A 19,656-nucleotide genomic window follows, 5' to 3' on the forward strand; every position below is an offset into this window, starting at 1 on the left:
AGTACTAATTGGTCGAGGACTTAACCAAGTAAGGTAGTAATCGGAAGAAATAAATAATATCTAGTTTTGAGAGAACGAAGTTCTTTCAGATAAATAGTGTGGTGGCGATAGCTAGAAGGATACACCTGTTCCCATGCCGAACACAGAAGTTAAGCTTCTAAACGCCAAGAGTAGTTGAGGGATCGCCCTCTGCGAGGGTAGGAAGTCGCCGCGCTTATCGGAGGATTAGCTCAGTTGGGAGAGCATCTGCCTTACAAGCAGGAGGTCACAGGTTCGAGCCCTGTATCCTCCATATATCCGAGCCGTTAGCTCAGCCGGTAGAGCATCTGACTTTTAATCAGAGGGTCGGCAGTTCGAACCTGCCACGGCTCATTAGTTTAATATTTATGCCGACTTAGCTCAGCTGGCAGAGCACCTGTCTTGTAAACAGGGGGTCGGAGGTTCGAATCCTCTAGTCGGCATTTTTGCGGAAGTAGTTCAGTGGTAGAACATCAGCTTGCCATGCTGGGGGTCGCGGGTTCGAATCCCGTCTTCCGCTTTGCCAATTCATATATATGCCGGGGTGGCGGAATTGGCAGACGCACAGGACTTAAAATCCTGCGGTTAGTGATAACCGTACCGGTTCGATCCCGGTCCTCGGCACCATATGCACCCATAGCGCAACTGGATAGAGTGTCTGACTACGAATCAGAAGGTTGTAGGTTCGACTCCTACTGGGTGCATTTTAACGGGAAGTAGCTCAGCTTGGTAGAGCACCTGGTTTGGGACCAGGGGGTCGCAGGTTCGAATCCTGTCTTCCCGATAGAGTATATTACTCGAAGTAGTCATCGTATCGCGGTGTAGCTCAGCTGGCTAGAGCGTCCGGTTCATACCCGGGAGGTCGGGGGTTCGATCCCCTCTGCCGCGATTTGGTCTTGGACCTTTAGCTCAGTTGGTTAGAGCAGACGGCTCATAACCGTCCGGTCGTAGGTTCGAGTCCTACAAGGTCCATCGTGGACTTTGTTTCACATTCACTATGGAGAATTACCCAAGTGGCTGAAGGGGGCGGTCTTGAAAACCGCTAGGTGGGTCAAACCACGCGAGAGTTCGAATCTCTCATTCTCCTTTTTATTATCGCGGGATAGAGCAGTCTGGTAGCTCGTCGGGCTCATAACCCGGAGGTCGTTGGTTCAAATCCGGCTCCCGCAATTATATGGTTCGTTGGTCTAGTTGGTTTAGGACGCCTGCCTGTCACGCAGGAGGTCACGAGTTCGAGTCTCGTACGAACCGTTTCATATGGCTCGGTAGCTCAGTTGGTAGAGCAACGGATTGAAGCTCCGTGTGTCGGCAGTTCGATTCTGTCCCGCGCCATTTAATTAAATATTTACTTTATATTATGCGGGTATAGTTTAGTGGTAAAACCATAGCCTTCCAAGCTATTGTCGCGAGTTCGATTCTCGTTACCCGCTTTTATATGGGCCTATAGCTCAGTTGGTTTAGAGCGCACGCCTGATAAGCGTGAGGTCGGAGGTTCGAGTCCCCCTAGGCCCATTGGAGAAGTACTCAAGTGGCTGAAGAGGCGCCCCTGCTAAGGGTGTAGGTCGGGTTACCGGCGCGAGAGTTCGAATCTCTCCTTCTCCGTTTTTTGACTGACCCGTTGGTCAAGTGGTTTAAGACACTGCCCTTTCACGGCAGTAACATGGGTTCGAATCCCGTACGGGTCATTTACATTACATTATTATAATTATCGCGGGATAGAGCAGTCTGGTAGCTCGTCGGGCTCATAACCCGGAGGTCGTTGGTTCAAATCCGGCTCCCGCAATCATGGTTCGTTGGTCTAGTCGGTTTAGGACGCCTGCCTGTCACGCAGGAGGTCACGAGTTCGAGTCTCGTACGAACCGTAAAAAAGATCATCCTTATTGGATAATCTTTTTTTATTGTCATAATTAATTTAGATTATGACCCGTTGGTCAAGTGGTTTAAGACACTGCCCTTTCACGGCAGTAACATGGGTTCGAATCCCGTACGGGTCATTATTATGGAGAATTACCCAAGTGGCTGAAGGGGGCGGTCTTGAAAACCGCTAGGTGGGTCAAACCACGCGAGAGTTCGAATCTCTCATTCTCCTTATAAAAAAAGAACTACAAATGTAGTTCTTTTTATTTGACTTTTTATGTCTACAAATGTAGACTAATAATACTAATTAAGATAAAGGAGTGATAAGTGAGTGGAGAAGACTGAAATTTCAAGTTCAGAATGGGAAGTAATGAGAGTCGTTTGGACACTTGGTGAAACTACTAGTAGTCAAATGATTGAAATTTTGTCTAGAAAGAAAGAGTGGAGTTCGTCTACAATCAAAACGCTGTTATCTCGTTTGACAGATAAGGGATTTTTGAATGTAAAAAAAGATGGCAGGAAAAATATATATATCACGGCTATTAACGAACAAGATGCATATAGTTTCTTAGCTGAAAGAGTGTTTAACAATATGTGTTGTATGCATTATGGAGAAACGATATACAGCATTATTGATCAAATCGAATTAAGCCAAAGTGATATTGATAGTTTAATTCAATTACTAAAGGATAAAAGAAAAGCGGCACCTGAAAAGGTTAAGTGTCGTTGTATCGAAAATAATTAATGGAGATGAAGTAAACAATGTCAGAAAAAAAAGATTGCTGCATGACTCATAATCATGAAGAAGGACATAATTGTGATATGCACCACAACGATAAAGAAATGAATCATAAAGAATGCTGTCATCATGATGGAAATCAAAAAATGGAACACTGTGACATGCATATGGATGAATCAGCCCATAAACATGGACAAAAGGACAGCTGCTGTCATCACGATGGAGGAGCAATGCATGATGGTGACCAGATGGAACACTGTGATATGCACCATGAACACATGGACCACAGTAAAATGAACCACGAACATATGAACCACGAACACATGAATCATGACCATATGGACCATAGTATGCATATGAATCATGGTGGCATGGATCATTGCGGTATGGATATGGGACACGATATGGGTCACATGAACCACGGTGGTATGAATCATTGTGGAATGAACATGGGACATGACATGGGTCACATGCATCATATGGGAAATCTAAAACTTAAATTTTGGATTTCATTAATCTTAACAATTCCAATTATTGTAATGTCACCAATGATGGGAATGAAGATGCCATTCCAAGTTACTTTCCCTGGATCAGATTTCGTAGTGTTAATTCTAGGAACTATCCTATTCATCTATGGTGGTTTTCCATTCTTTACATCATGCATTGGTGAAATGAAGAGCAAAAAACCAGGAATGATGTCACTTATCACAATGGGGATTTCGGTTGCTTATGTATATAGTGTCTACGCGGTAATTGCTAACGATATTTTAAAGGTAACGCCAATGGTTAATGATTTCTTCTGGGAATTATCAACTCTTATCGTTATTATGCTATTAGGACACTGGATTGAAATGAATTCCGTTATGAGTGCTGGTTCTGCAGTTAATAAGTTAGCAGCATTACTACCTGATAATGCCCATTTAGTTTCGGAAGACGGCAATGTTACTGATGTTTCAGTCAATGAATTATCAGAAAATCAAACTATTTTAATTAAGTCAGGTGAAAAGATTCCCGCAGATGGAATTATTATTGATGGAACTACTTCAGTCAACGAATCTTTAATTACTGGTGAATCAAGAGATGTTAACAAACAAGTTGATGATCAAGTTATTGGTGGTTCAATTAACGGTAGTGGAACTATCAAGGTAAAGATTACTGGAACTGGTGAAAGTGGTTATCTTTCAAAGGTTATGAAGATGGTTAGTGATGCCCAAGCATCTAAATCACAAGCTGAAGATTTAGCTAATAAAGTTGCTGGATACTTATTCTACGCGGCACTTGTTGTGGCTGTAATCGCATTTGTAGCTTGGAGCGTTATTCATAATGTTGCTTACGCAATTCCAATTACAGTTAGTGTATTAATCATTGCTTGTCCACATGCTTTAGGTTTAGCAATCCCATTAATTATTTCTAGACTAACTGCAATTTCAGCTACACATGGTTTATTAATCAGAAACAAGACATCACTTGAAGGTATCAAGAAAGTTAAATACGCTTTGATGGATAAAACAGGTACTTTAACCCAAGGTGATTTTAAGGTAAATGAGTTTGACTCATTGGACAGCAATGTAGAAAAGAATGAGGTCTTACAAATTGCAGCTGCACTAGAAGCAAACTCATCACATCCATTAGCTGAAGGAATCATTAAAGCTTTTGCTGAATTGAAGATGGAAAAATTATCTGCATCAAATATTGATGAAATCTCTGGAGCAGGAATTAAGGGAGAAATTAACGGTGATCTATATGCAGTTGTATCAAGTGCATATTTAACTAAAAATAAGATTGCTTTTGATACTACTCAAACTGATCAATATTTGGCGAAAGGAAATTCATTAAGTTATGTTATTAATAATGATAATGTAATTGGATTTATCGCTGAAGGTGATTCAATCAAACCAGGTGCCAAAGATATGATTGAATACTTAAAAAGTCAAAAAATTACACCAGTTATGCTAACTGGTGATAATCAAAAAGCTGCTGAAAAAGTAGCTAGTTTATTAGGTATTACTGAAGTAAATGCTGAATTAGTTCCTGAAGATAAACAAGAACTAGTATCAAAGTATCAACAAACAGATAGCGTTATGTTTATCGGTGATGGTGTCAACGATGCGCCAAGTTTAACTAAAGCTGATTTAGGAATCGCAATTGGTTCAGGTACTGATGTTGCAATCGATTCAGCTGATGTTGTCTTAGTTAACAGTAATCCTGCCGATGTGATTGATTTGATTAAACTAGCTAAGCAAGCTAGAACCAAGATGATTCAAAACCTATGGTGGGGAGCTGGATACAATATTATTGCACTTCCACTAGCTGCCGGTTTATTATCATCAATCGGAATTATCATTGGACCAATGTTAGGAGCAATTATTATGTCACTAAGTACTGTGATTGTTGCTATTAACGCAATGACATTGAGAATTAAATAATAAAAAAAGCGATGCATTTTATGCATCGTTTTTTTATGCCTTTTTATAGTTTAATGATAATTCTGCTAAATTTAATAATTGATTATCTTTTTGCCAGCTCTTAAAATCGAAATAATTATTCCAGCTGGATGCTAAGACAAATCTTTTTTTATCTCTGGTTTCTTTTAAAAGAAGAAAATGAATGGAATCATCGTTTTTAATTTTTTCAATGATGGCGTCAAACACTTTTTTGTCATCATCGGAAAGGTTAAAGTAAGAATAATTCACAAAATTAATATTTGAGAAAAAATCATGATCAAAGATAACGTCAAAAATAATGTTGTTTTTAAAAATGTCGTGATTACCATGAAAATCAATAATTTGATATTGACCATCACCGCTATTGAATAAAGAGAGATCTAGCTCTGGGTTAGCCTTCTTTAATTTATCGACAATAAATTTGTTACCAAAAGTCATACTGATTTGATTATTCATAAAGATACCCTCCGAGTAAAAAGCATTTACAAATTACAACTATATATTTACACTAAAGTTAATTAAAAACAAGTAAAAGAGGTTTAATATGAAAATAACAGTTTTAGGTTACTATGGTGGATATCCCGCAAATGGAATTGGTACTAGTGGTTATTTGATTCAAAATGATGATTTTAATTTACTTCTTGATTGCGGAAGTGGTGTTTTATTAGAACTAGAAAAATATATTAATCCTTACTACTTAGATGCAGTATTGCTTTCACATTATCACAGTGATCATATTGCTGATGTCGGAGTGCTACAACATTACTGGCAATTAGCGCCTAACAAACCAGATGATAGGGTGTTACCAATTTATGGGCATCAAGAAGATATGGATAATTATCAAAAATTATCCTGGTTTGATGTTACAGTGGGCAAACCATACGAAGAAGATAAGCACTTATCGATGGGCGGATTGGAAATAAGTTTCAAAAAAACACAACATCCTGTGGTAACTTATGCAATAAAGATTAAAGACGTTAAAACCAATCAGACCATTGTATACACAGGTGATACTAAGTACTTTGCTGAATTAGCGGAATTTTGTTCAGGGGCAGATTTACTAATTACTGATACTAATTTTTACGCGGATAAAGAAGGTACTAAATGGCATATGACCTCTAAAGAAACCGGTGACTTAGCAAGAAATGCGAATGTGAAATCAGTTTTAATCAGTCATTTGCCACAATATGGTAACTTAAATGATTTATTAAATGAAACGCGAAACGAGTGTGGAAACGATATTAATGTGAAATTACCATCAGTAGGATTAGTAATTGATTTAAAAGACGTTAAATCATTGAATTGATTAGTCTTTTTGGGTTAAAATATGGGTATTATAAAATCAGTTGATTACGAGAAGAGGTGTCTTTAATGAGAATGGAAAAAATTAATTCTGGAACCATCAAGGTTACAATTACTAATCAAGAATTAGATGAAAGAGGAATTGATTTATTATCACTATTAGGTGATGAAGATGGAATCGAATCTTTCTTATACTCAATTCTAGATGAAATTGATGTTGATGATGAATTTAAGAGCACAGGTGCTGTTTCATTCCAAGTCGTTCCTAATAAGTCAGGGTTAGATATGTTTATTAAGAATAAGAATGTTTTTGAAAACCATATTCAATCATTGGACGATAGTGATCAAGATGATGACGATATTGTTGACGATGATGATGAAAATCAAACCCAAAATCAACAAGATCCATTTAACATATTTGAAGGCCCACAAAGTAGAAGTGATGATGATAAAGCAGACTTACCTGAAATGGATGAGTTTAAAAAGTTTGCTGATACCAATACTTTATTTGCATTGATTGAGGCTAAAAACATGTACGGTCGTATTCTTGATTACGAAGACGATGACGAAGAACACGAATTAGATGACACTACTCAAGAACTATTAGATTATCTAAAGGATACATTGGGTAGTGTGATTGATACCGTTGAGTTAAGCGATAAATTCCCACGTTATAAATTGGAAATGATTGCTGCAATTAATGAAGCCAGAAGTAAAAGAGAAGAGCTAGATTCAACTGGACATTTAAAATCTGACAATCCATTCATCGAGAATGAAAAAGATAATCCAATTGATAACATTGGAAGTTTTAATCCTAAACTTAATAAGTGGGAAATGTTATTAAAGGTTAGTGATTTTGAAAATGTAATTAGATTATCTGATGAAGTAACCCAATATGATGATGTGGATACAACATTATATAAGTGCGATGACGATTATGTAGTTAGATTTACGACAACTAGAAATGAAAATGATGTTGAATTTAAAAACTTCACTAATATTATTAGCGCTTCGTTAGAATACGGATCTAAACTTCACTGGAGACAATTTGATAAGATTGCGCGAAAGAAAGTTATTATTCCGCATTTAGCATTATTAGAAATTAAAAAGTATTTTAAATAGAAAAAGGACTGATTAAATTCAGTCCTTTTTTGCGTATATATGCTTGGTGATAATGATGATAATGGCATATTTAAACGACAAGTTAATAAGCGCTAATGATGCGAAAAAATCAGATGATTTTAGCTGTCCAGTTTGTAAAGAAAAGGTAGTATTAAAAAAAGGGGCAATTATGAGTCCGCATTTTTCCCATCGAAAAAATTCTGATTGCTTGACATTAATGGAAGAAGGGGAAACCGAAGAACATTTGTTGGGAAAACAGCAACTATACTTTTTCACTCAATACAATGAAACGTTGGTAGAAAATTACCTACCAAAGATTAAGCAAAGACCTGATTTATTATGGAAAAGTTTAGCGATTGAGTTTCAGTGTAGTCCAATTAGCATTAATAGATTAGAACAGCGCATTGGTGGTTATAAAAAGCAACACATAAAGTCGCTATGGATATTAGGATCGAAGTATAGGAAACGATTTGGCCAACCTAGTACAAATAAGTTTTATTATTATTTTGAAAAGCTAGGATTTACAATGTTTTTTTGGTTAACTGCCAAAAATAAATTAGAAATTAGATACAACTGTAGATATGTTTATGGAAAACTGAAATATCAAATGATTGAAGTTAGTAGTTTGCATGAATTAATGCAGTTTTTGAAAAATCCAGGGATGATTATGTCCGACAGAAAAAACATTCGTTATTTATTTGATGAATTGAGAAGAATACAAAATCAGCTGTTTTATCAAAATAAAAGGACAATCGATTGGCAAAATCATTGTTATTTAAATGGTCATGATATAAATGGTGCACCAATTGAATGCCATTTTAGTAATACCTGTCTTCCGTTATTCGGAAAAGATTATTTAGTATGGAAAATACTGATTTTAAACGGCCTAGTCGATAATATCGAATGTAAGCAATTATTGGAAATAGTAAATGATATTTATAAGTTACAGGTTCATTATCCGTTAATAAAGAGTCCGGAAAAATTTATTTTAAAAGAATACGCCAATATATTATCAATTTTAAGTAAAAAAGGGTATATTAGGATTATTGGGGATCGAATCCAAATAATAAAATCATTAAATTGGTTCGATGATTACTATCAAAAAATTCAAAAGCTTAGCCAATGCGAGGGCGCTTTTGTAGATAGAATTTAGACATTTATTAGGATGGTGTTCTTATGACAGAAGTACAACAATTACCAGCAAGACAAGATGTGCCGGAAGAATTAACATGGGATTTAACAACTATTTTCCCAAGTGATGATGCTTTCGAACAAGCTTTTAAAGATTGTCTTAATGAAATTGAAGAAGTCAAAAAACTACGCTCAGAAACTTTCAATGCAGATGTTTTACTATACGATTTAAAAGCAATGGAACAATTAGATCGCCATGTTGAAACATTATACGTATACTCATCATTAAAGAGTGATGCTGATACATCTGATAACAAATATCAAAGTATGAATTCAAGATGTAGCGACTTAGCTTCAAAAGCTGAACAAGCTGTATCTTGGTTTGAACCAGCGATTTTGAAATTAGACCAATCAGAAGTAGCTGATATGGTTAACTCAAATGATGAACTAAAACAATTTGAACACTTCTTTGACGAATTATTTAGTCAAAAAGATCATATCTTAGATGAAGAACATGAAAAGATTTTATCTAGTTTAAGTAATATTTTCCAAGTTCCATCAAATGTATATGGAATTATCACTAACTCAGATATGAAGTTTCCAATTGTTAAGGACCCAGATGGTAATTCAGTAGAATTATCAAATGGTGTTTACAGTAAACTTTTAGAATCTACTGACAGAAGTGTTAGAAAAGAAGCATTCCAAAAGTTATATTCTATTTATGATCAATTCAAAAACACATTAGCATCAACTCTTTCTGGTGAAGTTAAAGTACATAACTTTAGTGCTGAAATGAGAAAATATGATTCCGCAAAACAAGCAGCGTTAAGCCGTAATCATATCGATCAAAATGTATATCAAAACTTAATTGATTCAGTAAACAAACATTTACCTTTACTACATCGTTACGTTAAGTTAAGAAAGAAATTACTTGGTCTAGATGAAATGCATATGTATGATTTATACACTCCACTATTTGGTAAATCACCAATTTCATACAACTATGAAGAAGCACAAGCTGAATCATTAAAGGCATTAAACGTTTTAGGACCAGATTACATCTCACATATTAAAGATGAATTTAACCAACGTTGGATTGATGTTGTTGAAAACAAAGGTAAACGTAGTGGGGCATATTCTTCAGGTGTGTATGATACCAACCCATTTATCTTATTAAATTGGCAAGACAATTTAGATAACTTATTTACTTTGGTCCACGAATCAGGTCACAGTATGCATAGTTACTACACTACACATAATCAACCATTCCAATACGGTGGATATTCAATCTTCTTAGCTGAAATTGCATCAACAACCAACGAAAATATTTTAACTGATTACTTGTTAAAACATACAGACGATGTTGAAGTTAAGAAATATGTGTTAAACCATTTCTTAGATGGTTTCAAGGGAACAATTTTCCGTCAAACTCAATTTGCTGAATTTGAAGACTTTGCTCATCAACAAGAACAAAAAGGAAATCCATTAAATGCTGAAATGTTAAGTGATTTCTATCTTGAATTAAATAAACGATACTATGGTGAAGGCGTTGTATCTGACCCAGAAATTGCTTATGAATGGTCAAGAATTCCTCATTTCTACATGAATTACTATGTTTACCAATACGCAACAGGATTCGCTGCTGCGATTGATTTGTCTGAAGGTATTTGCGCTAACGATCAAGACAAGATTGAAAAGTACTTAAACTACTTGAAGTCTGGTAGCTCAGAATATCCATTAGATGTTATGAAGAAAGCTGGAGTTGATATGACCAGCACTGACTATTTAGATAACGCATTTAAGGTCTTTGAAGAAAGATTAAATGAATTAGAAAAATTAGTTTAAAATAAAAAAGATACTAGCCACGGTGGCTAGTATCTTTTTTATTTAATAATTCTAAAGTGTTTCATTTTAGTTTCATTCAAGTTGTCTTCACTAAGTGCATCTTGTAAATATTCAGTTGTTAAGTTTTTATCACAACAAGCGTTAAATAACGTTGAATATTCAATATTTTCAGTTAAGATACCATCTTTACTGTTTTCGCAATTAAAAATAACTGCAGATGCAGGTTTTTCAATTTTCATGTTTTGAACTAATTCTTGATCTTTTTTAATTGCATTTTTGGCTAGATTAGAACGTCTATCTTCTACAAACATATCAACATCAAGTCCACAATCTTTTGCGATTGAGATTGCCATTTCATCACTGTATGACATAGCGTCTGTAAGTAGTCGATCTTGCATTTCAGTAAGAAACTTCCGTCCTTTTTTCATACCTTGGAATAAAGCAGCTTTATAATCCAAGACCACATTTTTATATAAGTCAGCCAGTTGTTCAGAAGATAACCTTTTCTTCAATTGATTATTTGAATTACAGTAGTCGGTCTGAACGACTTTTAAGTTATATATTGGAATAAACTGCAATTTAAACTTTGAATCAATGTCTTCAGAAATTCTTAAAACAGTATTTTCTGAGTTTCTGCAAGCCTTACATAACGGATCAATGAACAGAAATAACTCGAACAATTTTACCCCTCCATTAAGATTTTTGTATCGTACTATTAATTCCAATAATTAGAATAACAAATTAAGCGGTAAATACAAGCTTTTGGCTCACAATTAGTAAAAAAAGGAAAGCTTTTTATTGAAATGATAAATTGTGGTAAAATAATCAAGTAAATTAGGTTTAACAAGGAGGTTGGCCTAGTGATAAAAAATTGGAGTGACTTTTTATTCCCATATGAACAAGCTGTTGCGGAATTAAAAGTTAAATTAAGAGGAATTCGTAAGGAATTCGTTCAATTCGACAAAAGAAGTCCAATTGAATTTGTAACTGGTCGGGTTAAACCAGTTGAAAGTATCAAAGAAAAAATGAATCGTCGATTAGTTTCTGAAGATCGATTATCCCAAGATATGGAAGATATTGCGGGACTTAGAATTATGTGTCCATTTGTTGATGATATCTATGAGGTCGTGGATATTTTAAGAAAAAGAAGTGACCTTAATATTCTTGAAGAACGCGATTACGTTAACCGCGAAAAAGCTAGTGGTTATCGCTCATATCATATCGTTTTTGAATATCCAATCGAGATGGTTGATGGCGAGAAAAAAATCCTAGCTGAAATTCAAGTTAGAACTTTAGCTATGAACTTTTGGGCAACTGTTGAACATTCACTTAATTATAAATATGATGGTGAGTTCCCTGAAGATTTAAAGCGCAGATTACAACAAGCTGCTGAAACAGCATTTAAGCTAGATGAGGGCATGTCTGAAATTCGCAAAGAGTTAATTGAAACACAGGAAAAGAATGATAAAAACCAATGAAATAGGGATGATTAGGTATGAAAGTTGCAATCTACAGTAATGATGGTTCCACTTCTAATAAAGTGGCCTCACAATTAAAGACGAAAATTGAAGCTTCTGATAAATTAGAATATGATGGATTAAATCCCCAAATCGTTATTTCAGTTGGTGGAGATGGAACATTGCTTTCTGCTTTTCATCACTATAACGATGCAGTAAGTAAGATTAGATTTGTCGGGATTCATACAGGTCATCTAGGTTTTTATACAGATTGGCGTGATTATGAAGTTAACGATTTAGTCGAAAGTCTGGAAAATGATAACGGTCAAAGTGTTAGCTATCCATTGCTATACATCAAAGTAAAATACAGTGATGGTGGTCCAGACGATAGTTTCGTTGCTTTAAATGAATCGACTTTAAAACGAATCAATGGCACGATGGTGACTGATATATACATCAAAGGTGAATTCTTTGAAAAATTCCGTGGTGATGGTCTTTGTGTATCAACACCTACAGGTTCAACTGCTTATAACAAGTCAGTTGGTGGAGCGATTATTAATCCACAATTAAATGCGCTTCAAGTTTCTGAAATGGCATCAATTAATAATCGAGTTTTTAGAACTTTAGGTTCACCTATTATTATTCCTCCTGATGAAATAATTACAATTGTGCCGGATAACCAAGATCATAATATTCTAACCTGTGATCAATTGTTGATTGCAGACAGACCAATTGAATCTATCTCATATTCAATTTGTAATGATAGAATTTATTTCGCACAATACAGACATACACATTTCTGGAAGCGAGTAAGTAATTCATTCATCGGAGTCCATGAAGATGACTAGTTTTTCTTGGATTAATCATCAAGAAAGCCCAATTAGATTGAGAAATTTCTTGAGACAACACGGTATATCTAGAACGCTTTTAAAACAAATTAAGTTTGATGGCGGACAAATTGTTGTTAACGGTGAGTCACAAAAGGTTAATTACATGCTATCTGATCAAGATAGTGTCGAAATTACTTTGCCACCGGAACCAGCTAATGATGTGATTCAGATATCAGACAAGGAAATAAGCATCATATACGAGGACGAACATTTTCTGGTAGTTGATAAGCCACCACATGTGGCATGTTTGCCATCGCATTTGTACAAAAATGATACAATTGCTAATCGTGTCAAAGGCTATTTCATAAGACAGGGATACAGTAACCAAAAGATTCATATAGTCAATAGACTAGATATGGATACAAGTGGCATTATTATCTTTGCCAAGCATCATTTTGCTCATTCGTTATTAGATTTACAAATGCAGCATCATGAAATTATTAAAAAATATGTTGCAATTGTTGAAGGAAAAATCAATCATCAACATGTCGACATTTGTTTACCAATCGGCAGACAAGAGGGATCGTTTATAAAACGAGATATTGTGGATGGTGGAAAACCTTCTTGGACAGAGTTTTGGGTTGATAAGAGTAGTGAAAAATTAACATTGGTTAAAATTAAATTACATTCAGGTAGAACGCATCAAATTAGAGTGCACTTCAAGGCAATCAATCATCCATTGATTGGTGATTGGTTATATAATCCGGATAATAAGTTAATGGATCGCCAAGCGCTACATTGTTATGAGATGCAGTTTTATAATCCATTTTCACAAAAAGAAATTCTTTGTCAGTCACAGATTCCAAATGATATGCAACAAATAATAAAAAGGTTCTAATAAGTTAGTGTTAGGACCTTTTTTAGTTCACAAAAAGATATGAGTTAGTATGATATACTTATATACTGAATGGTATGAAATGGTGGTAAGAATGAAAAAAATCGATATAGCAAAATCTTTTCTACAACAAAATATTAATTTATTTAAATGCCCGGTTTGTGATAATTCATTTATAGAACAAACTAATAATTCGATTGTATGCCCAAATAATCATTCTCTTGATATATCAAAAAAGGGAACGATCCAATTTATTAACCATAAGGTTAGTACGGAATACGACGGTTTGATGTTAGAATCCAGACGAAGAATTATTCAAGCTGGCTTTTTTGACGGCATCTTACATAAAGTAGCTGAACTAATGGATGCGAAGCCACAAAACATCATTGATGTTGGTAGTGGTGAAGGTATGCCATTGAAGAGATTAATGGAATATAGAAATAACATTGATAGTGCAATTGGGTTTGATATTTCAAAGCCAGGAGTAAATTTATCAACTAGTGAATTAACTGAAAATAGATTCTTTTGCATTGCTGACTTAGCTAACTTACCTTTTAACAATCAAAGTATCGATCTAATTTTAGATTTATTCTCACCATCAGCATATAATGAATTTAATCGAATCTCTTCAAAGGGCGGCCATTTGATTAAGATTGTGCCTAATTCACATTACTTATTTGAATTAAGAAAGTTACTGTATGGGGATGATAATCCTAACAGTAGCTATGACAATCAAAAAGTTGTCGAATTATTTATGAAACATTATCCAAATGCTAAATCACATTCAGTTCGCTATACGTTTGAATTACCAGCAGAACTTAGAAATGATTTAATGATTATGACTCCACTACATTGGGGGCATAATGCTAAGCAATTATCCGAAGCAGAAATTCAGACGTTAACTGAAATCACTGTTGATGTCACAATCTTAGATAATAAATTTTAAAAAGCGAGGAAATTAAAATGACAAATCATATTGTTTTATTTGAACCATTGATGCCAGCTAATACTGGTAACATTGCTAGAACATGTGCAGGTACTGACACAGTACTAGATTTAATCAAGCCATTAGGATTCTCTGTAGATGATAAACATCTAAAAAGAGCCGGTTTAGATTATTGGGACAAAGTAGATATTAATTATCACGAAAGTTTACCTGATTTCATGAATACTTTAACCGATAAAGATAAATTGTTTTTAGTATCTAAATTTGCCAACCACGATTACACAGATCGTGATTATACAGATGATAATTACAACTATTTCTTTATGTTTGGAAAAGAAACTACTGGTTTACCAGAAATGTTTATGAGAGATAATGAAGAAAAAGCGATTAGAATTCCACAAGATGATACACATATCAGAGCGTTGAATCTTTCTAATACTTGTGCAATCGTTATCTATGAAGCATTAAGACAACAATCATTTCCTAATTTAGAAAGAACACATAAGTACGAATATGATAAATTAAAATAATAATTGAGGGGGGAGTAACTTGGCCAAGAAAAAAACTACTAGTCGCAAAAAGAAAAAGACTACACAAACAACTAGTTTATTTGACATTGATAGTAAATATCATAATTATATAATCGGTTTTTTGTTGGTGTTAGCTAGTATTTTTAGTCTCTTTAAACTAGGTTTTCTAGGCGTTACTTTGAACAATATTGTTAGATTCTTTATTGGTGATAGTAGTCCATTAGGATTAATAATTGCGATAGTCGTAGGTTTAATACTAATTGTTAAAGGTCCTGAAATGAAGTATAACAAGCGCTGGATTGCCGGTGGAGTTATCTTTTATTTAGGATTAAGTTTGTTTTTGTCGGCGTTATTATTTAGCCAATCAACTACGCATTCATACATTAGTCAAACTATGACATTAATGGGACATGATTTTATTAACTTGTCATCTAATTCTGCTGTAGGTGGAGGGATGATTGGTGCAATTTTACTATTAGTTTTTAACTTCCTAGTATCAACAATTGGATCAGAAATCTTATCGATTTTATTGATGGGAATTGGATTAATTATATTGTTCAACTTACCGATTAATAAAATCATGGATGAAGCTAGAATCAAAATTGAACAACAATTAAAGACGATGAAAGAAAATCGTGATAAAAGAAAACAAGAAGGACACGATGATATAGGTGTTGGTGAAAAACAAGATTTAAATTCTGTTTCTAATGACAAACCAGAAACAAAAATTAATTTATCTGGTTGGATGGATAAACATCCTAATGATGATGAACCAGCTTTAGTTGAGGATAATCATAAGGATTATAAGACAGCTGCTGAATATAACGATGAAACTCGTGATAAAGCTAAGCTATCTGAAGTAATCCAAAGTCATATTGATACTGATAAAGATGGAATCGAAATTAAAGAGATTGATGATTCCAATTATCAATTACCAACACTTGGTCTTTTAACTAGCGTGGATGTTAATGATCAAAGTGATGAATACAAGAATATAGAACGTAATACAAAGGTACTGAAAGAAACATTAAATAGTTTTGGGGTTGATGCCGAAATTAAGAATGTTAACTTAGGGCCATCAGTCACTGAATATGAATTACATCCAGCGGTTGGGGTAAAAGTAAGTAAGATTGTTAATTTAGCAGATGATTTAGCTTTGGCTTTAGCTGCTAAGGACATCCGAATCGAAGCGCCAATTCCAGGTAAGTCCTTGATTGGGATTGAAGTACCTAATAAAAAAGTTGCAATGGTTTCATTTAAAGATGTTGTGAAATCACAATCGAATAAGCATGGATTACTTTCTGTGCCACTTGGTAGAAATGTTAGTGGTGATGTCATTTCAACAGACTTGACTAAACTACCGCATTTACTAATTGCTGGTTCCACTGGTAGTGGTAAATCTGTTGCAATCAATGGAATTATTACGAGCATTTTAATGAATGCTAAACCTAGTGAAGTTAAGATGATGCTAATTGACCCTAAAAAGGTTGAATTAGGTGTGTACAATGGGATTCCACATTTATTATCTCCAGTTGTTTCAGAACCTAAAAAAGCAGCTCGATCTTTAAATAAAGTTGTTGCTGAAATGGAACATCGTTATGATTTATTTGCAAAGCATAATCAAAGAAAGATTAGTACTTTTAATGAATATGTAAATGGATTGAGCGAAGAAGAACGTGGTGATTTAAAGCCACTTCCATATATTGTTGTAGTTGTTGACGAATTAGCTGATTTAATGATGACAGTTTCCAACGATGTTGAAAGTGCAATCATTAGATTGGCTCAAATGGGAAGAGCTTCTGGAATTCATATGATTCTAGCAACTCAACGTCCATCAGTTGATGTTATCACTGGTTTAATTAAGTCAAACGTGCCATCCAGAATCGCTTTTGCTGTTTCAAGTGGAATTGATTCTAGAACTATCTTAGATTCCAACGGTGCTGAAAAACTGTTGGGACGAGGAGATATGCTATATCTACCAATTGATAAGAATAAACCAACCAGATTACAAGGGGCGTTCATATCAGATCAAGATGTTGAAAATGTGGTAGATTACATCAAAGAACAGCAACCAGCTGATTATGATGATAGTATGATTGTCACTGATGAAGAAATTCAAGTTGAAGAAGACAGTGAAGAACAAGACGAATTGTTCAATGATGCTTTAAACTTTGTAGTAAGTGAACAAAAAGCAAGCACTTCATTGTTACAACGTAATTTTAGAATTGGTTACAATAGAGCTGCACGAATTATTGATGACTTATATCAAAGAGGTTATATCGGACCACAAGTTGGTAGTAAACCAAGAGAAGTATATAAGCAACCAGAGGATGAGTAATAAAAAAGGAACCCATCTTTAAGAGAGGTTCCTTTTTTATTAATTAGCTAGTAATTGGTATGTTGCGCCAAGGATTAAACCACCAACGGTTGAAATAATCATTAGCCAAACAAAAATCATAGTAATGATTTGAAATCTAGATTTCTTCTTCTTAGCCATGTAAACACCACTTTCTGTAATGGATATTATAGTTAGAGTTTACAGTTCATTGAGAAATAATGCAAACTAATTAATATTGAGGTGATTACCATTTCCGCATTTGGTTTTCTTACATCGGTGCTATTTGAAATAGTAACCGTATTCTTATTTTCACTATCATTCAACGTTGTAAAAGGATCGATAAGAAAATTAGTTACAATACCGATTAGATCGAGTGATTTTTATCCGATTATTTTGAGTATTTATATTTATGAATTATCAGTTAATAAACATGGAATATCTTTTCTGCCATATATACTGTTAGTTCTATTTATAATTTTGTTAGTATATGGAGTTTATTACGTCTTTAATCGTGATAACGCCAAAGTGGGGATTTTTTACAAAATTGCCTGGAGATTCTCTGTAATTTTAATTTTTGTGGGATGGGCCTCCACAATTATAGTCTGTGCAACCAAAATCCTTTAATATCAAGAGCTATTGTTATGCAATAGCTCTTTTTTATTGTCTTTTTTTACCGCAATTATTGGTTAAAGTGGTATAAAATGGCAATTTTTGAAATAAATTTGATAATAATGTGGTACATAGTGGTGGATAGTGGTAAAATCAAGATAATATAAATTGGAAGGAGTGAAGTGAGCGTGTTAATGGGTGAATATGAACATTCAATTGATTCAAAGGGACGCTTGATCATTCCTTCCAAAATTAGATCAGAAATTGGTACAACTTTCATCATTACTAGGGGACTAGACGGTTGTTTATTTGGTTACCCAATGAATGAGTGGAGAAAAGTGGAAGAAAAAATAAACCAACTTCCAGTAAGTAAGAAGTCGGCTAGATCTTTCTCACGTTTTCTATTTTCTGCTGCTGATGAAAGTAAGATTGATAGTCAGGGAAGAGTTAACATTCCCGACACACTATTAAGCTATGCCGAAATTGATAAAAAGTGTGTGATTGTGGGAGTTTCTACTCGTATTGAAATTTGGAGCAAGGATAAGTGGGATGAATTCTCTAAGACTGCTGGAGAAGAATTCGACGATATTGCTGAAGACTTAATTGACTTTTAGAAGGAGAGGGGAGTAATTATGACAGAATTTAAACACGAAACAGTATTACTTAAAGAAGCTGTTGATGGATTAAACATTAATCCTGAAGGTGTATATATTGACTGTACCCTTGGTGGGGGAGGCCATAGTGCTAGAATTCTTTCACAATTGACCACCGGGCATCTTTATTCCTTTGATCAAGATCAAGTCGCGATTGACTATAATCAAGATAATTTAAAGCAATACATAGACGAAGGAAAAGTTTCATTTATCAGAAATAACTTTCGAAATATTAAAGAAGAAATGGCTAACATTGGCATCGACGAAGTTGATGGAATTTTATATGACTTAGGTGTTTCTTCTCCACAATTTGATGATGCTAGCAGAGGATTTAGTTATCAACATGATGCTAGATTGGATATGAGAATGGATCAACGAAATCCATTAGATGCTTGGCAAGTCGTGAATGAATGGCCATATGAAAAGCTAGTCAAAATCTTTTTGAGATATGGTGAAGAAAAGTTTTCTAAGCAAGTCGCAAGAGCTATTGAAAGAAACCGAGAATCTCATTCAATAGATACTACTGAAGAACTTGTTGATGTAATTAAAGAGGGGATACCTGCTGCAGCAAGAAGACATGGAGGTCATCCTGCAAAGAAAGTATTCCAAGCATTGAGAATTGCGGTTAATGATGAACTGGGAGCTTTAGAAGAATCATTAGAAAAAGCCATTGATTTAATTGGCGTTAATGGGAGAGTTAGCGTAATTACATTCCAATCATTAGAAGACCGTTTAGTTAAAACGATGTTTAAAGAAAAAACAACAATTGGTGATTTACCAAGTGGATTACCGATTATTCCGGAAGATATGAAACCGGACTATAAATTGGTTAATAAAAAACCAATCCTACCTAGTGATGATGAACTGAGAGAAAATCATCGTTCACATAGTGCAAAATTGAGAGTTATCGAGAGAATTAATAAATAAGAGAGAAGAGTAA

General features: G+C 34.5%; 18 protein-coding genes, 21 tRNA genes and 1 rRNA gene. 37 read left to right on the forward strand and 3 right to left on the reverse strand.

Features of this window, described 5'->3' with window-relative positions:
* Positions 1–97: 97 nt before the first annotated feature.
* The 24 genes from rrf to ABWU86_RS06805 all read left to right on the forward strand — a co-directional run bounded on the left by rrf (position 98) and on the right by ABWU86_RS06805 (position 5,040).
* Positions 98–214 (forward strand): 5S ribosomal RNA (rrf, locus tag ABWU86_RS06690).
* Between the two features lie 5 nt (positions 215–219).
* A tRNA-Val gene (locus ABWU86_RS06695) sits at positions 220–292 on the forward strand.
* Positions 293–299: 7 nt separating this feature from the next.
* A tRNA-Lys gene (locus tag ABWU86_RS06700) sits at positions 300–372 on the forward strand.
* A gap of 16 nt (positions 373–388) precedes the next feature.
* Positions 389–461: transfer RNA gene (locus ABWU86_RS06705), tRNA-Thr, on the forward strand.
* A gap of 5 nt (positions 462–466) precedes the next feature.
* Positions 467–538 (forward strand) — tRNA-Gly (locus ABWU86_RS06710).
* An 18-nt stretch (positions 539–556) separates the two neighbouring features.
* A tRNA-Leu gene (locus tag ABWU86_RS06715) sits at positions 557–645 on the forward strand.
* 3 nt (positions 646–648) lie between these two features.
* Positions 649–722, forward strand: a tRNA-Arg gene (locus ABWU86_RS06720).
* A 6-nt stretch (positions 723–728) separates the two neighbouring features.
* Positions 729–802 (forward strand) — tRNA-Pro (locus ABWU86_RS06725).
* 31 nt (positions 803–833) lie between these two features.
* A tRNA-Met gene (locus ABWU86_RS06730) sits at positions 834–907 on the forward strand.
* 9 nt (positions 908–916) lie between these two features.
* Positions 917–990, forward strand: a tRNA-Ile gene (locus tag ABWU86_RS06735).
* 27 nt (positions 991–1,017) lie between these two features.
* Positions 1,018–1,105 (forward strand) — tRNA-Ser (locus ABWU86_RS06740).
* A 9-nt stretch (positions 1,106–1,114) separates the two neighbouring features.
* Positions 1,115–1,188: transfer RNA gene (locus ABWU86_RS06745), tRNA-Met, on the forward strand.
* 6 nt (positions 1,189–1,194) lie between these two features.
* A tRNA-Asp gene (locus ABWU86_RS06750) sits at positions 1,195–1,269 on the forward strand.
* A gap of 8 nt (positions 1,270–1,277) precedes the next feature.
* A tRNA-Phe gene (locus ABWU86_RS06755) sits at positions 1,278–1,350 on the forward strand.
* Between the two features lie 27 nt (positions 1,351–1,377).
* Positions 1,378–1,448 (forward strand) — tRNA-Gly (locus tag ABWU86_RS06760).
* A 7-nt stretch (positions 1,449–1,455) separates the two neighbouring features.
* Positions 1,456–1,530: transfer RNA gene (locus tag ABWU86_RS06765), tRNA-Ile, on the forward strand.
* A 2-nt stretch (positions 1,531–1,532) separates the two neighbouring features.
* Positions 1,533–1,620: transfer RNA gene (locus tag ABWU86_RS06770), tRNA-Ser, on the forward strand.
* Positions 1,621–1,630: 10 nt separating this feature from the next.
* Positions 1,631–1,703: transfer RNA gene (locus ABWU86_RS06775), tRNA-Glu, on the forward strand.
* Positions 1,704–1,727: 24 nt separating this feature from the next.
* Positions 1,728–1,801: transfer RNA gene (locus tag ABWU86_RS06780), tRNA-Met, on the forward strand.
* Between the two features lie 4 nt (positions 1,802–1,805).
* Positions 1,806–1,880: transfer RNA gene (locus ABWU86_RS06785), tRNA-Asp, on the forward strand.
* Between the two features lie 59 nt (positions 1,881–1,939).
* A tRNA-Glu gene (locus tag ABWU86_RS06790) sits at positions 1,940–2,012 on the forward strand.
* Positions 2,013–2,019: 7 nt separating this feature from the next.
* Positions 2,020–2,107: transfer RNA gene (locus ABWU86_RS06795), tRNA-Ser, on the forward strand.
* Positions 2,108–2,206: 99 nt separating this feature from the next.
* The gene (locus ABWU86_RS06800; protein WP_353322147.1) at positions 2,207–2,620 is read left to right on the forward strand and encodes a CopY/TcrY family copper transport repressor; all 414 of its coding nucleotides are present in this window, start codon (positions 2,207–2,209) and stop codon (positions 2,618–2,620) included.
* Positions 2,621–2,844: 224 nt separating this feature from the next.
* Positions 2,845–5,040 carry a heavy metal translocating P-type ATPase gene (locus tag ABWU86_RS06805; protein ID WP_435370540.1) on the forward strand — a complete coding sequence of 732 codons (2,196 nt, stop codon included), beginning with the start codon at positions 2,845–2,847 and terminating at the stop codon, positions 5,038–5,040.
* A 33-nt stretch (positions 5,041–5,073) separates the two neighbouring features.
* Here ABWU86_RS06805 and ABWU86_RS06810 read toward each other — a convergent pair whose 3' ends face one another.
* Positions 5,074–5,514 (reverse strand): hypothetical protein, encoded by a 441-nt coding sequence (locus ABWU86_RS06810; protein WP_293794151.1) that lies wholly within the window; start codon positions 5,512–5,514, stop codon positions 5,074–5,076.
* 88 nt (positions 5,515–5,602) lie between these two features.
* On the opposite strand from ABWU86_RS06810, the gene ABWU86_RS06815 reads away from it, so the two are divergent.
* The 4 genes from ABWU86_RS06815 (at position 5,603) to pepF (ending at position 10,458) form a co-directional block, all read left to right on the forward strand.
* Positions 5,603–6,364: an MBL fold metallo-hydrolase gene (locus ABWU86_RS06815; RefSeq protein ID WP_293794150.1), complete on the forward strand. Its 762-nt coding sequence runs from the start codon at positions 5,603–5,605 to the stop codon at positions 6,362–6,364.
* A 65-nt stretch (positions 6,365–6,429) separates the two neighbouring features.
* Positions 6,430–7,482 carry an adaptor protein MecA gene (locus ABWU86_RS06820; protein WP_293794148.1) on the forward strand — a complete coding sequence of 351 codons (1,053 nt, stop codon included), beginning with the start codon at positions 6,430–6,432 and terminating at the stop codon, positions 7,480–7,482.
* A 61-nt stretch (positions 7,483–7,543) separates the two neighbouring features.
* Positions 7,544–8,635: a competence protein CoiA gene (locus ABWU86_RS06825; RefSeq protein ID WP_353322150.1), complete on the forward strand. Its 1,092-nt coding sequence runs from the start codon at positions 7,544–7,546 to the stop codon at positions 8,633–8,635.
* Positions 8,636–8,658: 23 nt separating this feature from the next.
* The gene (gene pepF / locus ABWU86_RS06830; RefSeq protein WP_353322152.1) at positions 8,659–10,458 is read left to right on the forward strand and encodes an oligoendopeptidase F; all 1,800 of its coding nucleotides are present in this window, start codon (positions 8,659–8,661) and stop codon (positions 10,456–10,458) included.
* 38 nt (positions 10,459–10,496) lie between these two features.
* Here pepF and ABWU86_RS06835 read toward each other — a convergent pair whose 3' ends face one another.
* On the reverse strand, positions 10,497–11,138 hold the full coding sequence (locus tag ABWU86_RS06835) for a DsbA family protein (protein WP_293794144.1): 642 nt from the start codon (positions 11,136–11,138) through the stop codon (positions 10,497–10,499).
* A gap of 180 nt (positions 11,139–11,318) precedes the next feature.
* On the opposite strand from ABWU86_RS06835, the gene ABWU86_RS06840 reads away from it, so the two are divergent.
* From ABWU86_RS06840 to ABWU86_RS06865, 6 genes are all read left to right on the forward strand, one after another.
* A complete protein-coding gene (locus ABWU86_RS06840; RefSeq protein ID WP_353322155.1) occupies positions 11,319–11,936 on the forward strand; it encodes a GTP pyrophosphokinase in 618 nt (205 codons plus the stop codon).
* Between the two features lie 17 nt (positions 11,937–11,953).
* A complete protein-coding gene (locus tag ABWU86_RS06845; protein WP_293794141.1) occupies positions 11,954–12,763 on the forward strand; it encodes an NAD kinase in 810 nt (269 codons plus the stop codon).
* Positions 12,756–13,643 carry an RluA family pseudouridine synthase gene (locus tag ABWU86_RS06850; RefSeq protein WP_293794140.1) on the forward strand — a complete coding sequence of 296 codons (888 nt, stop codon included), beginning with the start codon at positions 12,756–12,758 and terminating at the stop codon, positions 13,641–13,643. Before ABWU86_RS06845 ends, ABWU86_RS06850 begins: the two co-directional genes overlap by 8 nt.
* Before the next feature lie 91 nt (positions 13,644–13,734).
* Positions 13,735–14,586, forward strand: a complete 852-nt coding sequence (locus tag ABWU86_RS06855) for a methyltransferase domain-containing protein (RefSeq protein WP_353322158.1) — start codon at positions 13,735–13,737, stop codon at positions 14,584–14,586.
* Positions 14,587–14,603: 17 nt separating this feature from the next.
* Positions 14,604–15,116 (forward strand): tRNA (cytidine(34)-2'-O)-methyltransferase, encoded by a 513-nt coding sequence (locus ABWU86_RS06860; RefSeq protein ID WP_053950260.1) that lies wholly within the window; start codon positions 14,604–14,606, stop codon positions 15,114–15,116.
* A gap of 19 nt (positions 15,117–15,135) precedes the next feature.
* The gene (locus tag ABWU86_RS06865) at positions 15,136–17,454 is read left to right on the forward strand and encodes a DNA translocase FtsK (protein ID WP_353322160.1); all 2,319 of its coding nucleotides are present in this window, start codon (positions 15,136–15,138) and stop codon (positions 17,452–17,454) included.
* Positions 17,455–17,493: 39 nt separating this feature from the next.
* Here ABWU86_RS06865 and ABWU86_RS06870 read toward each other — a convergent pair whose 3' ends face one another.
* Complete coding sequence (locus ABWU86_RS06870; RefSeq protein ID WP_293794136.1) at positions 17,494–17,613, reverse strand: DUF4044 domain-containing protein; 120 nt, start codon at positions 17,611–17,613, stop codon at positions 17,494–17,496.
* A gap of 117 nt (positions 17,614–17,730) precedes the next feature.
* Between ABWU86_RS06870 and ABWU86_RS06875 the strand changes: the two genes are divergently transcribed.
* From ABWU86_RS06875 to rsmH, 3 genes are all read left to right on the forward strand, one after another.
* A complete protein-coding gene (locus tag ABWU86_RS06875; RefSeq protein ID WP_353322163.1) occupies positions 17,731–18,078 on the forward strand; it encodes a DUF3397 family protein in 348 nt (115 codons plus the stop codon).
* Positions 18,079–18,251: 173 nt separating this feature from the next.
* Positions 18,252–18,677 carry a division/cell wall cluster transcriptional repressor MraZ gene (mraZ, locus tag ABWU86_RS06880; protein ID WP_293794134.1) on the forward strand — a complete coding sequence of 142 codons (426 nt, stop codon included), beginning with the start codon at positions 18,252–18,254 and terminating at the stop codon, positions 18,675–18,677.
* A gap of 18 nt (positions 18,678–18,695) precedes the next feature.
* Complete coding sequence (gene rsmH / locus ABWU86_RS06885) at positions 18,696–19,643, forward strand: 16S rRNA (cytosine(1402)-N(4))-methyltransferase RsmH (RefSeq protein ID WP_353322165.1); 948 nt, start codon at positions 18,696–18,698, stop codon at positions 19,641–19,643.
* Positions 19,644–19,656 lie beyond the last annotated feature (13 nt).

It is taken from the genome of Apilactobacillus pseudapinorum, assembly GCF_040369555.1.
Taxonomy (GTDB): Bacteria; Bacillota; Bacilli; order Lactobacillales; family Lactobacillaceae; genus Apilactobacillus.

What these genes read in the sequence shown, in the direction of transcription:
- ABWU86_RS06805 (WP_435370540.1), top strand. Translation starts at nt 2,845, where the DNA reads ATGCATGATGGTGACCAGATGGAACACTGTGATATGCACCATGAACAC.
- ABWU86_RS06810 (WP_293794151.1), bottom strand. Translation starts at nt 5,514, where the DNA reads ATGAATAATCAAATCAGTATGACTTTTGGTAACAAATTTATTGTCGAT.
- ABWU86_RS06815 (WP_293794150.1), top strand. Translation starts at nt 5,603, where the DNA reads ATGAAAATAACAGTTTTAGGTTACTATGGTGGATATCCCGCAAATGGA.
- ABWU86_RS06820 (WP_293794148.1), top strand. Translation starts at nt 6,430, where the DNA reads ATGAGAATGGAAAAAATTAATTCTGGAACCATCAAGGTTACAATTACT.
- ABWU86_RS06825 (WP_353322150.1), top strand. Translation starts at nt 7,544, where the DNA reads ATGGCATATTTAAACGACAAGTTAATAAGCGCTAATGATGCGAAAAAA.
- pepF (WP_353322152.1), top strand. Translation starts at nt 8,659, where the DNA reads ATGACAGAAGTACAACAATTACCAGCAAGACAAGATGTGCCGGAAGAA.
- ABWU86_RS06845 (WP_293794141.1), top strand. Translation starts at nt 11,954, where the DNA reads ATGAAAGTTGCAATCTACAGTAATGATGGTTCCACTTCTAATAAAGTG.
- ABWU86_RS06850 (WP_293794140.1), top strand. Translation starts at nt 12,756, where the DNA reads ATGACTAGTTTTTCTTGGATTAATCATCAAGAAAGCCCAATTAGATTG.
- ABWU86_RS06855 (WP_353322158.1), top strand. Translation starts at nt 13,735, where the DNA reads ATGAAAAAAATCGATATAGCAAAATCTTTTCTACAACAAAATATTAAT.
- ABWU86_RS06860 (WP_053950260.1), top strand. Translation starts at nt 14,604, where the DNA reads ATGACAAATCATATTGTTTTATTTGAACCATTGATGCCAGCTAATACT.
- ABWU86_RS06870 (WP_293794136.1), bottom strand. Translation starts at nt 17,613, where the DNA reads ATGGCTAAGAAGAAGAAATCTAGATTTCAAATCATTACTATGATTTTT.
- rsmH (WP_353322165.1), top strand. Translation starts at nt 18,696, where the DNA reads ATGACAGAATTTAAACACGAAACAGTATTACTTAAAGAAGCTGTTGAT.